The organism is Streptomyces ruber (assembly GCF_014648075.1).
Classification (GTDB): Bacteria; Actinomycetota; Actinomycetes; order Streptomycetales; family Streptomycetaceae; genus Streptomyces; species Streptomyces ruber.
The window spans coordinates 79,840-95,054 of the sequence record NZ_BMQK01000020.1 but is presented as its reverse complement, the minus strand read 5'-3'; the positions used below and the strand labels follow the sequence as shown (position 1 = coordinate 95,054).

The following is a 15,215-nucleotide window of genomic DNA, read 5'->3' as shown; positions in this document are numbered from 1 at the left end:
TTCCCCTTGGCACGGGCATGCGTCGGACGACGACGATACCGACGGTGAATCGCCACGAACCCGGCTTGCGCTTCGACGAATGCGGACAGGAAGACGGGCCGTGGGCGCCGACTCGGCCGGACAGCACTGTCCGGCCCGAATAGCCGGCGCCTCTGAGTGGCCAACAGTGTCCGGTGACGCGGGGACCGGGTCACTGTTCACACGGCTCTGCCGGTCCGTCCAGTTGTCCGGGACGGCCGGGCGTCTTCCCGCGGACGACGTGAGAAGTGCTTGACGCCTCGTCCACGCAATCTCCACAACACCGAGGCCGGGGGGCGGGTGACACCACCCAGCGGTGTAGGGAGAGCCCCTTGATGACGTATCGCCGGCATGCCTAACGTTGATCACGCACGCACCGGAAAGCCGTTCGGCCGGCACGACACCTGAAAGGGGGAGCTCGCCTCTCGGGTGATGCCTCGCTGTGATGCGTTGATCGCTCGAAATACGCGGTTCTTCGCACGGCACGGCACGGCACGGCAATGGGGCATGTGCGCGTGAAGTCCGTGTCTGTTTCCTGGATGACGTCGGTGCGAGTGAACGGAAAACGACACGCGGATCCGTCCTTTCGTCCCGCCGCCCCCTTTTCTTCTCCCGCGACGAAACAGGGCGTCTCCTTTCGCGCCCTCCTTCGCGCTTAGCTTCTTCACACCGTGGGTCACCGACCCGCCAGCATTTTGTCACTGCCGCAAGATGGGAACAGTGCAATGAGCGCTTCTCCGGACCCCCTTGGCCCCAGCGATGACATCGCGGTCATCGGACTCTCGTGCCGCCTGCCCGGCGCGAAGGATCCCTCGGCTTTCTGGCGCCTGCTCAGCGCCGGTGAGACCGCTGTCACCGAGACCCCCGACGAGCGGCGGGACACGTCGTCGCTCCGCGCTTCCGACTCCGTCCGTCCGGACGGCATTTCCTCGCGCCGGGGCGGTTTCCTGGAGGACGTCGGCCACTTCGACGCGGAGTTCTTCGGCATCTCCCCCCGTGAGGCCGCTGCCATGGACCCGCAGCAGCGGCTCATGCTCGAACTCGGCTGGGAGGCCCTGGAGAACGCCGGTGTGGTGCCCGGTACGCTGCGCGGAGCGCACGTGGGCGTGTTCGCCGGCGCGATCGGCGCCGACTACGCGACGCTCAGCGGGCAGCAGGGACCGGAGGGCGTCGACCACCACACCATGGCCGGCCTGAGCCGTGGCCTGATCGCGAACCGCGTGTCCTACGCGCTGGGGCTGCGGGGTCCCAGCTTCGTCGTGGACTCCGCCCAGTCCTCCTCGCTCGTCGCCGTGCACCTGGCCTGCGAGAGCCTGCGGTCCGGCGAATCCGAACTGGCGCTGGCCGGCGGTGTGCACCTGAACGTCGCGCCCGACAGCACCCTCGCCGCCTCCAAGTTCGGCGGGCTGTCGCCCGACGGGCGCTGTCACACCTTCGACGAGCGGGCCAATGGGTACGTCAGGGGCGAGGGCGGCGGCCTGGTCGTCCTGAAGCCCTTGCGGAAGGCACTGGCCGACGGCGACACGGTGTACTGCGTGATCCGCGGCAGCGCGGTGAACAACGACGGGGCGAGCGACGGTCTCACCACCCCCGACGCCTCGGCGCAGGAGTCCGTCCTGCGGACGGCGTACGAGCGGGCGGGCGTCGAGCCGAGCAGGGTGCAGTACGTCGAACTGCACGGCACCGGCACCAAGGTCGGCGACCCGATCGAGGCCGCCGCACTGGGCGCGGTGACCGCCCCCGGGCGGGCGGACGACGCACCGCTCGCCGTGGGGTCGGCCAAGACGAACGTCGGCCACCTGGAGGGCGCCGCGGGCATCACCGGGCTGCTCAAGGCGGTGCTGGCGATCCGGTACGGCCAGCTTCCGCCGAGCCTGAACTTCGAGCGGCCGAATCCGCGCATCCCCTTCGCGGAGCTCGGGCTGCGCGTCCAGACGGAGCTCGCCGACTGGGGCCGCCCGGCCCACGAGCGGCTGGCCGGCGTGAGTTCCTTCGGCATGGGCGGGGCCAACTGCCACGTCGTCCTTGCCGGTGCGCCCCGGACAACGCCCCCGCCCGCGGCCGAGGTGCCTGCCGCCCCGGCGGCCGCCGGTGGAGTGCCGGTGCCCTATGTGCTCAGCGCCACGAGCGCGGCGGCCGTGCGCGGCCAGGCCGCGCGACTGCACGAGTTCCTGGCGCGGCAGCCCGGCCTCGACCCCGTCGGCGCCGCTTCCCCGCTGCTCTCCTCCCGTACCCTCTTCGACCACCGGGCCGTCGTCCTGGCCCCGGACCGGGACGCGCTGCTGGCGGACCTCGACCGGATGGCGCGCGGTGTCCCGAGTGCGGGTGCCGTCGTGGGGCGCGCGGACTCCTCGCGTGACACCCGCCACGTCTTCGTCTTCCCCGGCCAGGGCGCCCAGTGGGCGGGCATGGGCAGGGAACTCCTGGCCTCCTCCCCCGTGTTCGCCGACTGCGTGGCACGCTGCGAGCGGGCACTCGGCGCCCACGTGGACTGGTCGCTGCGCGATGTGCTGCGCAGCGGGGAGGGACTGGAGCGGGTCGACATCGTCCAGCCCGTCTCGTGGGCCGTCATGGTGTCCCTCGCGGCCATGTGGGAGGCGGCAGGCGTGTCACCCGACGCCGTGGTCGGCCACTCCCAGGGGGAGATCGCGGCTGCCGTCGTCGCCGGCGCGCTGTCCGTGGAGGACGCGGCGAAGGTGGTGGTGCTGCGCAGCAGGCTGATCTCCGGCCGGCTGGCCGGGAAGGGAGCCATGACGTCGGTCGGTCTGCCGGCCGACGAGGTGCGTGCGCGGATCGAGTCCCACCCGGGTGTCTCGGTGGCCGTGGTCAACGGCCCGAGGTCGACCGTGCTCTCCGGCGATCCGGAGGTTCTCGGGATCCTGGAGGCCGAATGGGAACGGGCCGGCACCAAGGTCCGGCGCATCGCCGTGGACTACGCCTCGCACAGCCCGCACGTGGACTCCCTGCGGGACGAACTCCTCGACGGCCTGGCCGGTATCGCGCCGGTCGCCGGGCGGGTGCCCCTGATGTCGACGGTGGAGTGCGCCTGGCTGGACGGTTCCACCCTGGACGCCGCGTACTGGGTGCGCAACCTGCGCGAACCGGTGCGCTTCAGCGCGGCGGTCCGAGAACTGCTGGCCGCGGGCCACACGAACTTCGTCGAGTGCAGTTCGCACCCCGTGCTGACGGCGGCCGTCGCCGACATCGCCGACGAGGCAGCCGTACCGGACGTCTTCACGACCGGTTCGCTGCGGCGCGACGACGGGGGGCTGGAGCGGTTCCTCACCTGCCTCGCGGAGACGTACGTGCGAGGCGCGCCCGTCCGCTGGGCGGAGTTCCTTCCCGCCGGCGTCGAGCCGTTGCCGGCGCACGAGCTTCCGACGTACGCGTTCCAGCGGCGGCGGCACTGGATCAGCGCCGGGCCCGCGCGCCCCGGCGGTCCCGCGCCGGCCGCCGCCGCACCGCAGGAGCACGGCGCCGGGCCGGAGCGGCAGGAGACCGGCACGAAGGTCTCCGCGCTGGAACTCGTCCGCGCGCAGACCGCTCTGGTTCTGCGCACGGATCCGGCGGACGTCCGGGTCGACCGGTCGTTCAAGGCCCAGGGTTTCGACTCGGTCATGGCCGTGGAGCTGCGCAACCGGCTCAACGCCGCCACCGAACTCACGCTGCCGTCCGGCGTCGTCTTCGACCACCCCACCCCCGAGCGCCTGGCCGGGGAGATAGCGGCCCGTCGCGGTGCGGGCGGCGCTTCCGCGGCGGTGGCCGAGGCCGTACGGGCCCCGGCGGCAGGGGGCGAGGACGACCCCGTCGTCATCGTCGGCATGAGCTGCCGCTTCCCGGGGGGTGTCCGCTCCCCGGAGGATCTGTGGCGGCTGGTGCGTGACGCGGGAGAAGCCCTGGGCGACTATCCCGACGACCGCCATTGGGACGTGCTGGACCCCCTCGCCGGGAGTCCGGCCGGCGAGCGAGGGCCCCGCAAGGGCGCCTTCCTGTACGACGCTGCCGGGTTCGACGCCGAGTTCTTCGGCATCTCGCCGCGCGAGGCGCTCGCCATGGACCCCCAGCAGCGACTGCTGCTGGAGGCGTCGTGGGAGGCGCTGGAGGCGGCCGGCATCGTGCCGGACACCCTCCGGGGCAGCCGGACGGGAGTGTTCGCCGGGGCCATGGCGGGGGACTACGGGACACGTCTGCACGAAGGCCCGGACCACGTCGCGGGACATCTGCTGACCGGCCTGGCGACCAGCGTGGTGTCAGGCCGGGTGGCGTACTGCCTCGGACTGGAGGGACCCGCCCTCACGGTGGACACGGCGTGCTCGTCGTCCCTTGTGGCACTCCATCTCGCCGCCCAGGCGCTGCGTCAGGGCGACTGCTCCCTGGCGCTGGCCGCCGGTGTGACGGTGATGAGCACGCCCGGGATGTTCACCGAGTTCGGACGTCAGCGGGCCCTCGCCGCGGACGGCCGCTGCAAGGCGTTCTCGGAGGCGGCGGACGGCACCGGATGGGCGGAGGGCGTCGGTGTCCTGGTGGTCGAGAGGCTGTCCGACGCCCGGCGCAACGGTCACCGCGTCCTCGCGGTGCTGCGGGGGTCCGCGGTCAACCAGGACGGTGCCTCCAACGGCCTGACCGCGCCGAACGGTCCCTCGCAGCAGCGGGTGATCCGGCAGGCGCTGGCCGACGCCGGCCTGTCGGCGGCCGAGGTCGACGCGGTGGAGGCGCACGGCACCGGTACGGCGCTGGGCGACCCGATCGAGGCGCAGGCGCTGCTGGAGACCTACGGACAGGGACGCGACGCCGGGCACCCCCTGTGGCTGGGTTCGCTGAAGTCGAACATCGGTCACACCCAGGCCGCGGCAGGCGTCGCGGGCGTGATCAAGATGGTCATGGCGCTGCGGCACGGTGTCCTGCCCCGGACGCTGCACGTGCAAGAACCCTCGCGGAAGGTCGACTGGAGTGCGGGCGCCGTCGCGCTGCTGACCCGGGCGCAGCCCTGGCCCGAGGCCGAGCGGGCCCGGCGTGCGGCGGTCTCCTCCTTCGGCATCAGCGGCACGAACGCCCACGTCATCATCGAGCAGGCGCCGTCGGACGAGCCGGCCTGCGACCTCGGGGAGCAGCCCCCGACGGCGGCGCGGGCGGCCCTTCCGTGGGTGATCAGCGGGAAGTCTCCGGCCGCCGTGGCGGCCCAGGCCGAGCGGTTGCGCGCCTTCGTCGCGGCGCGGCCCGGACTGCGGCCGTCGGACGTCGCGTACTCACTGGCCACCGCACGTACCGCCTTCCCGCACCGCGCCGTGGTGGCCGGCCGCGACCACGAGGAGCTGCTGTCCGGGCTGGAGGCCCTGGCGGACGGCCGCAGCGCCCCGGGCGTGGGTGAGGGACGCGTCCTGCCGGACGGCGGACTGGCCTTCATGTTCACCGGCCAGGGTGCCCAGCGCCTGGGCATGGGCCAGGAACTGCACGCCGCGTACCCGGTGTTCGCCGCCGCGTTCGACGCCGTGGTGGACGAGCTGGACAACCACCTGGACCGTTCGCTGCGCGAGGTGGTCTGGGGTACGGACCGGGAGCTGCTGGACCGCACGGTCTACACCCAGGCGGCGCTGTTCGCCGTCGAGGTGGCGCTGTACCGGCTGCTGGAGGCCTGGGGGATCCGGCCGGACTACGTCACCGGCCACTCGGTCGGAGAACTGGCGGCCGCGCACGTGGCCGGCGTGCTGTCCCTGCCGGACGCGGCCCTGCTGGTCGCCGAGCGCGGCCGCCTGATGCAGCGGCTGCCCGCGGCCGGAGCCATGGTCGCCGTCCAGGCCCGGGAGGAGGAGTTGCTCCCGTACCTCGGCGACCGGGTCGGTGTCGCGGCCGTCAACGGCCCAGAGTCGGTCGTTCTGTCCGGCGACGAGGAAGCGGTTCTCGCGCTGGCCGCCGAGTGGGCGCGGCGCGGTCGCAGAACACGCAGGCTGGCGGTGAGCCACGCCTTCCACTCGCCCCTGATGGAACCCATGCTGGAACGTTTCCGCGCCGTTGCGGAGAGCCTCACCTACGCCGCCCCGGACATCCCCCTCGTGTCCAACCTCACCGGGCGCGAGGCGTCCGCGCGGGAACTGGGCGACGCGGGGCACTGGGTCGCGCACGTGAGAGACACGGTGCGCTTCGCGGACGGCGTCCGCCACCTCAGGGAGCGGGGCGTCACCCGCTTCCTGGAGCTCGGCCCGGACGGCGTGCTCAGCGTGATGGCACAAGGCTGCCTGGACGACACCGGCCGGCTGATCGTGCCGGTGCTCCGCAGGGACAGGCCGGAGCGGACGGCGCTGGCCCTCGCCGTCGGACAGCTGCACGCGTCGGGCACGGAGATCGACTGGACCGCCTGCTTCGCGGGCACGGGCGCCCGCGTGGTGGAACTGCCGACGTACGCGTTCCAGCACGAGCGGTACTGGCTGGAGCCGCCCGCCGGGGAGGCGGACCTCGCCTCCGCCGGTCTGGTCCCGGTGGGACACCCGCTGCTGGCGGCGGCCGTGCAGGTGGACGACGGGGCGGTGCTCACCGGCCGGTTCTGCACCCGGCGCCTGCCCTGGCTCGCCGACCACCGGGTGGGCGGCGCCGTCGTGGTGCCGGGTACGGCGCTGCTGGAGACGGCGGCGCGGGCCGCCGGACAGACCGGCCACGGCGGGGTCGCGGAACTGCTCCTGCACACTCCGCTGGTCGTCCCCGACGGCGGGGCGGCCGACGTCCAGGTGCGCATCGAGGCGACGGACACCCCCGGCGTGTCCGCGCTCCGCCTGCTCGCCCGGTGCGCCGACACCGACGAGTGGACCACGCATGCCACGGGCACGCTGGGCGGGGAACCGGCCGCCGGGCCCGAGGGCGCGGAAGCCCTGACCGCGTGGCCTCCGGCGGGCGCCGTGGCGCTGGACATCACGCACTACTACGACGAACTGGCGGCGCGCGGCCTCGCCTACGGTCCGGCCTTCCGCGGTGTGCGGGCGGTCTGGCGCGCCGGGGACGAGCTGTTCGCCGAGGTGCGGCTGCCGGACGCCGGTGCGGCGCGGTGCGGCGCCTACCTGCTGCACCCCGCCCTGCTGGACGCGGTGCTGCACCCGCTCGCCGCGGGCGAGCTGCTGCCCGACGAGCAGGGCGCGCGGCTGCCGTTCTCCTGGTCCGGCGTACGCCACCACGCCCCCGGAGCCCCGGCCCTGCGGGTGCGGATGCGGAGGGAGGGTTCCGACACGGTTCACCTGACGGCCTGGGACACGCAGGGCGCTCCCGTGGCCGAGGCCGGCGTGGTGCTGCGGCCGGTGCCGGCGGCGAAGCTGCGGTCGGCGGTGTCCGCCGGCCGGCAGGAGCCGCTGTACCGGATGGTGTGGGAACCGTCCGGGGCGGCGGCGAGCGGGGGGCGGACTCCGTCGGCGCAACGGTGCCTGGTGGTCGGCGACGGTCCCGTCGCCGAGGCGGTACTCGGCCACCTGGCCGGTACGGCCGCGGTGGCCGACCGTGTCGGCGGTTTCGCGGGCACGGCACCGGAGCGGGTGCGTGCCGGGCTGGCCGCGGTGCTGGAGCGGATCCAGTCGTGGCTCGCCGGGCCGCGGCCCGAGGACGAGCGTCTGGTGGTGATCACCCGGCAGGCGTGCCCGGCCGGTACCGACGCGGCGGTCGATCCGCTGCACGCGGCCGTCTGGGGGCTGGTCCGGACGGTGCAGACCGAGCACCCCGGGCTGGTGCGGCTCATCGACGTGGACGGGACACAGGGCGTGCCCGACGGGCTCTCCGCGGCCGTGGGCGCCACGGCACCGCAGCTCGCCGTGCGCGACGGCGAACTTCTCGTTCCGCGGCTGGAGCACGTCGAGGCATCGGCCGGCGCCCCGCGCGGTGACGCCGGAGTCGAGCGGGCGAACGCCTCGGTGCTGGTGACCGGCGCGGGAGGCGTGGTGGGCTCGGCACTCACCCGTCATGTCGTGGCCACCCGGGGGATCGGCCATGTGGTCCTCGTGAGCCGGCGCGGCGCGGCGGGACCGGGTGTGGCCGAACTCGCCGACGACATCCGGGCGATGGGAGCCACGGTCACCGTCGCCGCCTGCGACGCGGCCGACCGCGAGCAGGTCGCCGCGGTCCTGGCGGACCTCCCCGCCACGCACCCGCTGCGGGGTGTCATCCACGCCGCGGGAACGCTGGCGGACACCATCTTCGACTCGCTGACCGTCGACCGGCTGAACGCCGTGCTCGACGCCAAGGTGGACGCGGTGCACGTGCTCGACGCGGCCACCCGGGACCTGGAGCTGGACTGGTTCGTGGCGTGCTCGTCCGTGGCCGGCTGGTGGGGAACGGCCGGCCAGGCGAACTACGCGGCGGCGAACGCGTGTGTGGACGCGCTGATCGAGAACCGGCACCGCGCCGGCCACCCCGCACTGTCGCTCGCCTGGGGGCTGTGGGAGGACAGGAGCGAACTCTCCGGGCACCTGAGCGACGTCGACATCCGCAGGATGGCACGCGTGGGTATCGAGCCGCTGTCCACGGCGGACGCGCTGCGGGCGTTCGACCGTGCGCTGGCGCGGCCGGAACCGGTCCTCGCGCCGGTCCGGCTGGGCGCGGCCGGCCTTCCGGGAGCCGTCCCGGGCTCCCTTCCGCCCTTCCTCGCGACACCCGCCGCCGGTGCGCGCGTCGCAGCCCGTACGCAGGCGGCACAGGTGCGGTCGACGCGCCCTGTGGCCGCCCCGGCCGGTCCTTCGCCCACGGCACCGCCTGCCTCGGGGGAGCAGCGGCGTCAGGCCCTGACGGATCTCGTCCGCACCGGCACCGCCGCCGTCCTCGGACGCCAGGACCTGCGTGCGGACCAGCTGGACGCGGCGTTCTCGGAGCTGGGCGTGGACTCGCTGATGGCGCTCGAACTGCGCGAGCACCTGAACAACGCCACGGGGCTCCGGCTGCCGCCCACCCTCCTGTTCGACCACCCGACGCTTCCGTCGCTGACCGATCACCTCGTGCGGACCCTCGGTGGAGAGGAGGAACCGGAGGAACCGGCTGCGGCCCGGGTGCCACGGGCCGAGGCCGCCACGGCCGAGGAGGACGATCCGATCGTCATCGTGGGCATGGCGTGCCGCTACCCCGGAGGCGTCGAGTCCCCCGACGACCTGTGGGACCTGGTGGCGAGCGGTTCCGACGGCGTGACGCCGTTCCCCACGGACCGCGGCTGGGACTTCGAGACGCTGTTCGCCGACGATCCGGACCTGCCGGGCACCAGCCACGCACGGACCGGTGGCTTCCTGCACGACGCCGCGTGGTTCGACGCCAAGTTCTTCGGCGTCTCCCCGCGCGAGGCGCTCGCCACCGACCCCCAGCAGCGACTCCTCCTGGAGACGTCCTGGGAGGCGCTGGAGCACGCGGGTATCAACCCGCAGACACTCAAGGGCTCACCGACCGGCGTGTTCGCCGGCATCATGTACCACGACTACGGCTCCCGCCTCCACGAGACCCCGGACGGCATGGAGGGCTATCTGATCAACGGCAGCCTGGGCAGCGTGGCGTCGGGCCGGGTCTCGTACGTCATGGGGTTCGAGGGGCCGGCGGTGACGGTGGACACCGCGTGCTCGTCCTCGCTGGTCGCCCTGCACCTGGCGAGTCAGGCACTGCGGCGGGAGGAGTGCTCGCTGGCCCTCGTGGGCGGGGTGACCGTGATGTCCGTCCCCAGCACGTTCGTCGACTTCAGCCGGCAGCGGGCACTCGCCCCGGACGGGCGCTGCAAGGCCTTCTCCAGCGACGCGAACGGCACCGGATGGGCCGAGGGCGTGGGTGTGCTCGTCGTCGAGCGGCTGTCGGAGGCCCGGCGCAACGGCCACCGGATCATGGCCGTCGTGCGTGGCTCCGCGGTGAACCAGGACGGTTCCTCCAACGGACTGACCGCCCCGAGCGGTGCCGCGCAGCAGCGCGTCATCCGGCGGGCCCTCGCCGACGCGGCACTGTCCCCCGAGGACATCGACGTGGTCGAGGCGCACGGCACGGGCACCGCCCTGGGCGACCCGATCGAGGCGCAGGCGCTGCTGTCGACGTACGGACGCGACCGTGAACGGCCCCTGTGGCTGGGCACGCTGAAGTCCAACATCGGGCACAGTCAGGCGGCCGCCGGGGTGGGCGGCATCATCAAGACGGTCATGGCGATGCAGCACGGTGTCATGCCGCGCACGCTGCACGTGGGCGAGCCCACGCCGCACGTCGACTGGAGCTCCGGGGCGGTCCGGCTGCTGACCGAGGAGCGGACGTGGCCGGCGGAGCACGGTCCGCGGCGGGCGGCCGTCTCCTCCTTCGGCATCAGCGGAACCAACGCCCACGTGATCCTGGAGCAACCGGCGGACACCGCCCCCGCGGGCCCCGCGCCGAAGGCGCCCGCGACGAGCGTGCTCCCGTGGGTGCTCAGCGGGACGACGCGCGACGCCCTCGCGGCCCAGGCGGCCCGTCTGCTCGACTTCGCCGACGGGCGGACCGAAGCGGACGACCACGCGGTCGCCGCGACGCTGGCCTCGGGACGCGCGGTCTTCAGGCACCGCGCCGTCGTGCTCGGCGCGGGTCACGAGGAGCTTCTCAGCGGGCTGTCCGCCGCCGCGCGCGGGGACCGGCATCCGCACGCCGTTCTCCCCGACGACACGCGGGAGGCCGGTAAGACCGCGTTCCTGTTCTCCGGTCAGGGAAGTCAGCGGCCGGCGATGGGCCGCGAGCTGTACCGGGCGTTCCCCGCGTACGCCGAGGCGTTCGACGCGGTGAGCGCGGCCCTGGAGGTCCACCTGGACCGCCGGCTGTCGGACGTCGTGTTCGCGGACGCCGACGACGCCGAGGCGGCCGCGCTGTTGAACCGCACCGAGTACGCACAGCCGTCTCTGTTCGCCCTGCAGGTCGCCCTCTTCCGGTTGATCACCTCCTGGGGGGTGCGTCCGGCGTACCTGGCCGGCCACTCCGTCGGCGAGATCGCGGCGGCGCACGTGGCCGGCGTCCTGTCGCTGCCGGACGCCGCCGAACTGGTCACGGCGCGCGGCCGTCTGATGCAGGAACTGCCCGGCGGCGGCGCCATGGTCGCGGTCCAGGCTCCGGAGGACGAGGTCAGGGCCCTGCTGGCGGGTCATGAGGCCGTCGGCGTCGCGGCGGTCAACGGGCCCGCCGCCACGGTCGTGTCGGGCGACAGCGGGCAGGTCGCGGACATCGTCGGACAACTGGAGCGGCGCGGCCGCAGGACCCGGGCGCTGCGTGTGAGCCACGCGTTCCACTCGCCGCTCATGGAGCCCATGCTCGACGGCTTCCGCGCCGTCGTGTCCCGGATCGACTTCGGCGTGCCGCGGATCCCGCTGGTCTCCACCCTCACCGGCGCGCCCGCCGGGACCGGGGATCTCACCTCGGCCGAGTACTGGGTGGCGCACGTGCGTGAGCCCGTCAGGTTCCACGACGGCGTGCGTGCGCTGGAGGCGCAGGGAGTGCGGACGCTCGTGGAGCTGGGGCCGGACGGAACGCTGTCCGCCCTGGCCGCCGGGTGCCTGCGGGAGCCGTCCACGGCCACGCTGGTGCCTGCGCTGCGCAAGGACCGGCCCGAGGACAGGGCGCTGCTCGAGGCGGTGGCCCGGCTGTTCGTGCAGGGCGCCCCCGTGCAGTGGAGTTCGGTGCTCGGCGAGACGACCGGGGCCCAGCCGCCGCTGCAACTGCCCACCTACGCCTTCCAGCGAGAGCGGTACTGGCTCGACCCCTCCCCCGCCCCGGCCGCCCGCCGCGCCGCGGACCTGCCCGGCGAGCTGGGACATCCGATACTGGGCACGGCGATCCACCTCGCGGGCGGCGCAGTGGCTCTGACCGGTCGGCTGTCCACCGCCCACGCGACATGGCTGCCGGACCACCAGGTGGGCGATGCCGTCGTCGCGCCGAGCACCGCGATCCTGGAGATGCTGGCCGCGGCAGGCCGGCAGGCCGGTGCGGCACGCGTCGCCGAACTGGTCCTGCGCGCACCGATGGTGATCCCCCCGGAGGGCGGCCTGGACGTCCAGCTGTTCGTGTCGCCGTCCGACGGTCAGGGGCCGCGCGACGTGAGCGTGCACTCCCGGCCCGCCGCGGCCGGGGACGACGTGCCGTGGACCGACAACGCGACGGCCCGGCTCACGGCACAGGAGAACGGGACGACTCCGGAGGCCGGCCCGATGCCGGCCTGGCCGCCCGCCGGAACGCGGAGCCTCGACCTGGAGGGGGCGCTCGCCGACCTCGCATGGCAGGGCCTGCGCTACGGACCCGCCTTCCGGGGCGCCGGCGCCGTCCTGGGCGGTGACGGGGAGGTCTTCGCCGAGGTCGAACTGCCGGAAGACGTGCGGCAGGAAGCGCACACGTATCTGCTGCACCCGGCCCTGCTCGACGCGGCGCTTCATCCGCTGGCGGTGCCGGGAGTGCTGCCGGACGCCGCGGGACTGCGGCTGCCGTTCTCCTGGACGGGTGTGGAGATCCACCGGCACGGCGCCGCACGCCTGCGCGTCAGGCTCGTTCGCACCGGTGACGACACCGTGGCGTTCACCGCATGGGATCCGGACGGCAATCCGGTGATGACGGCCGAGGGCCTGACCCTTCGGGTGATGGGGCCGGACGAACTCGGGGCGCTGCGGAGCACGCCCCAGCAGTGCCTCTACGAAGTCACGTGGGCGCCGGTCCCGGCGGCGCCGCGGACGGCCGACGGTCCGGCACACCGATACCTCGTGCTGGCCGGGGACGCCGAGGCGGACACGGTTGCCACCCGTATCGCGCGGGACAGCAGGGACGTGCGCGTCCTGAGGTGCCTCGACGGTGACGCTCCGGTACCCGCCCGTGTGCGTGCCGCGCTGGCCGCCGTCCTGACGGAGACCCAGGCGTGGCTGGCCGAGGAGCGGGATCCGCGGGAGCGTCTGGTCGTCGTCACCCGGGACGCGGTCATGACGGACGGGCAGTCACGGGGTGCCGACCCCGCGCAGGCCGCGGTATGGGGCCTGCTCCGCACGGCGCAGACCGAGCACCCGGGGCGGCTGCTGCTGGCCGATGTCGACGCGGACCCCGCGTCGGCCGACGGGCTCACGGCACTCCTGGCGGGCGACGAGCCGCAGATCGCTCTCCGGGCCGGCGAGGCGTACGTTCCCCGGCTGGTCACGGCGGCGGACGCGCCCGGACAGGCGACGGCCGGCGCCCTCGCGGCGGACCCCGGCACCGACTGGGCGACCGCTTCCTTGCTGGTGACGGGCGCGAGCGGGGTGGTGGGCTCGGCGCTCGCGCGGCACGCGGTCCGCGCGCACGGTGTGGGACACGTCGTCCTGCTCAGCCGGCGCGGCGAGCGGGCTCCCGGCATGGCGGAGCTGGCGGACGAACTGCGTGGCCTCGGTGCCACGGTGTCGGTCGAGGCGGGTGACGTCGGTGACCGCGGCCGGCTCGCGAGCGTCCTGTCGGACATACCGGCGGACCGTCCGCTGCGCGGTGTCGTCCACGCGGCCGGCACGACGCGGGACGGCACCTTCCGCCACCTGGTGTGGGAGGGTGTGGAGCACCTGCTGCCGTCGAAGGTGGACGCCGTGCACCACCTCGACGAGCTGACCCGGCATCTCCCGCTGGACTGGTTCGTGGTGTGCTCGTCGGCCGCGGGCTGGTGGGGCAGCGCGGGACAGGCGAACTACGCGGCGAGCAACGCATGCGTCGACGCCATCGTGCAGCGACGCCGTGCGGCGGGACACGCGGGACTGTCCCTGGCCTGGGGACTGTGGGAGGACCGCAGCGAACTGAGCGGGCATCTCGACAGCGGTGACCTGCGCCGGCTCGCCCGGCTGGGCATCGCTCCCCTCGCCACCGCCGACGCGCTGACGGCCTTCGACACGGCGCTGGAAGCGGACAACCCGGTTCTGCTGCCGCTGCGGCTGGACACCCGGAACCTGTCGGACACCGAGGCGTCGCCCCTCACGCCGCTGCTGCGTGACCACCTGCGTCGGACGGCGGACGCCGCGAAGCCGTCGGGCCGAGCGGAAGCCGTGAGGCCGCTCGGCGAGTTGCTGGCCCCGCTGGACGAGGACGGACGGGCGAAGCTGCTGGAGTCGGTGGTGGCGGAGGAGGTCGCGGCGGTCCTCGGGTTCACCACCACGGAGGACGTCGAGGCGGACCGCAACTTCTTCGAGATCGGGTTCGACTCGCTGACCGCTCTCGAACTCAGGAACCGGGTCGAGAAGCTGATGGGACAGCCTCTCGCAGCCACCCTGGTCTTCGACCACCCCACGGCGGACGCCCTGGCACGGTACCTGCACACGCAGATCACCGTGCCGGCCGAGACGCCGAGGCCTGCGGTGAGCGTCGTCGAGCGCGTGCACGAGGCACCCGCGGTGCCCGAGCCGGTACTCCCCCTGAAGGGACGGACCGTCCTGCTGACGGGGGCCACCGGAGCGCTGGGGCAGCTCTTCGCGACGGCGATGGCGGAAGCCGGGGCGAACCTCGTGGTCACCGGGCGGGACGTGGGCACGCTCGACCGCCTCGCGCACGAGCTGCGGGAGCGGCAGGCCGAAGTCCTCGCGCTGCCGACGGATCTGAGTGACCGCGACGCGATGCCGCGACTGCTGGCGGCGGTCGGCGAACGGTTCGACGCGGTCGACGTCCTGGTGAACAACGCGGGAGTGACCGGTCCGGCAGGCCCCCTGTGGGAGACGGACGACGACGCGTGGTGGCACGCCATGGAGGTCAACCTCCGGGGCACCACTCGCGCTTGCCGTGCCGTCCTGCCGGGCATGATCGAGCGGCGCGGTGGCCGTGTCGTCAACATCGTCAGCTCGGCGGGGAAGCACCGGTGGCCTCTCGTCTCCGGGTACTCCGTGTCGAAGGCCGCGTTGATCAAGCTGGGTGACAACCTCGCGCCCGAACTGGAGGGGACGGGAGTGACCGTGTTCAGCTACCACCCCGGCCTGGTCGACCTCGGCATCACCCAGCGCCAGATCGAGGGCGGGGTGACCGGGGAGCGGTGGAGCGACGAGGTCAGGGCGTGGCTGCTGGCCCAGCGCGAGAGCCGGCGGCTCGTCGACCCCGGTCGCTCGGCGCGGATGCTCGTCCGCCTGGCCGCTGGTGAAGCCGATCCGCTGTCCGGCCAGTACCTCACCGTGGACGACGACATCGCCTCCCTGCTGAGGACACGGCGACCGGGCAGGTGAACGACGCGAACGGACAGCACGTGCCGGTCCCGCACGGCCGGCACCCCGGCCGGTGAC

At 73.9% G+C, this 15,215-nt stretch carries 1 protein-coding gene; it reads left to right on the top strand.

Translation table 11 applies throughout. The features are described from left to right. Nucleotides 1–743 precede the first annotated feature (743 nt). Nucleotides 744–15,158, top strand: coding sequence for a type I polyketide synthase (locus IEZ04_RS30000; RefSeq protein ID WP_189220133.1), 14,415 nt, complete (start codon nucleotides 744–746; stop codon nucleotides 15,156–15,158). Nucleotides 15,159–15,215 lie beyond the last annotated feature (57 nt).

Excerpts from the sequence above, each read along its gene's own strand:
- IEZ04_RS30000 (WP_189220133.1), top strand. The coding sequence starts at position 744 with ATGAGCGCTTCTCCGGACCCCCTTGGCCCCAGCGATGACATCGCGGTC.